This window comes from Lentzea aerocolonigenes, assembly GCF_000955955.1.
GTDB classification, from domain to species: Bacteria; Actinomycetota; Actinomycetes; order Mycobacteriales; family Pseudonocardiaceae; genus Lentzea; species Lentzea aerocolonigenes_A.
Genome location: NZ_JYJG01000088.1, coordinates 1 through 1,665 on the forward strand (window position 1 = coordinate 1; position 1,665 = coordinate 1,665).

Below are 1,665 nucleotides of genomic sequence, written 5' to 3' on the forward strand. Positions count from 1 at the left end.
CAGAACCAGGGCGGCGACGACGCGGTCGACTCCGACGCGGGCGCCGCGGTCGGCTCGCCCGCCTACGGTCGCACCGAGGTGTTCACGCTCGACCAGGGCGAGAACGACCTCACGTGGGACATGGGTCTGGTCGCGGCCGGCATCGACATCAAGAAGTACGTCACCGGTGGTTCGGCCGTGCGTGATGACGCGGACAACCCGCCGGGACCGACTGTGCCCGCGAACAGCCCCGTGACCTGGACCTACGTGGTCACGAACACCGGTCACCTGCCGCTGGCCAACGTGGTGGTGACCGACGACCAGGGTGTCGCGGTCACCTGCCAGAACCAGCCCGCGGTGCTGGCTCCGGGTGCCTCGTTCGAGTGCACGGCTTCCGGGACGGCGATCGAGGGCCTCTACCGCAACGTCGGTTCGGTCGTCGGCAACGTCGTCGACGGCAGCGGCCAGACGACCTCCGGTGAGGTGCGGGCGGACAACCCGGCCCACTACACCGGTGTCAACCTGGCCACGGCCACCGTGGGTGACTTCGTCTGGTCCGACGCGAACGGCAACGGACTGCAGGACGCGGGCGAACCCGGTGTGCCGGGTGTGGCCGTGGCGCTGCTGCAGCCGGGGCCGGACGGTGTGGCCGGCACCGGTGACGACATCCCCGTCGCCACCACCACGACCGGCCCGGCCGGTGGCTACCTGTTCACGAACCTGCCCGCAGGCAGCTACTTCGTGAAGTTCACCGCTCCGGCGAACGCCGTGCCGTCCCCGCAGAACGCGGGCGACGACGCTACCGACTCCGACGGTGACGCGAACGGACTGACCGCGGTGTTCCCGCTGATCCTCGGTCAGCAGGACCTGAGCTGGGACCAGGGCTACGTCCCGGCCTCCGGCGCCGTCGGTGACCGCGTCTGGTCCGACCTCGACGGTGACGGTGTGCAGGACGCCGGCGAACCCGGTGTGCCGAACGTGCCGGTGGAGCTGTTCCGGCAGGGGCCGAACGGTCCCGTGTCGGTGGGCACCACCACGACCGACACCAACGGCATCTACCTGTTCAGCGGCCTGAGCGCGGGTGACTACTTCGTGAAGTTCACCCCGCCCGCGGGCATGGTGATCTCGCCTCAGGACCAGGGCGGTGACGACGCGGCGGACTCCGACGCCGACGCAACCGGCACGACCGTCGTGTTCCCGCTGGGCCAGGTCCAGGAAGACCGCACACGGGACCTCGGGCTCGTCCCGGCGGCCGCGTCCGTGGGCGACTTCGTCTGGTCGGACACCAACGGTGACGGCGTCCAGGACGGCGGCGAGGCCGGCGTCGCGGGCGTGACCGTGGAACTGCTGCAGCCGGGTGCCAACGGCGTGCCGGGTGGCGGTGACGACGTCTCCGTCGCCACGACCACCACCGGGCCGAACGGCCAGTACCTGTTCACCGGTCTCGCTGCGGGTGACTACTTCGTGCGGTTCACGCCGCCCGCGGGCTCGGTCATCTCGCCGCAGGACCAGACGGTCGACACTGGTGACTCCGACGGTGACGGCTCCGGCGTGACCGCGGTGTTCAACCTCGGCCAGGTCGAGCAGGACCTGACCTGGGACCTCGGGATCGTGCCGCCCTCGGCAGTCGTGGGCGACAAGGTCTTCAGCGACACCGACGCCGACGGCGTGCAGGACGCTGGTGAG

1 protein-coding gene is annotated in these 1,665 nt (G+C 70.7%); it reads left to right on the top strand.

Annotation, left to right across the window (positions count from 1 at the left end; genetic code table 11):
• On the top strand, window positions 1-1,665 hold a 1,665-nt coding region (locus UK23_RS14965; RefSeq protein WP_045312115.1), incomplete at both ends, for an SdrD B-like domain-containing protein.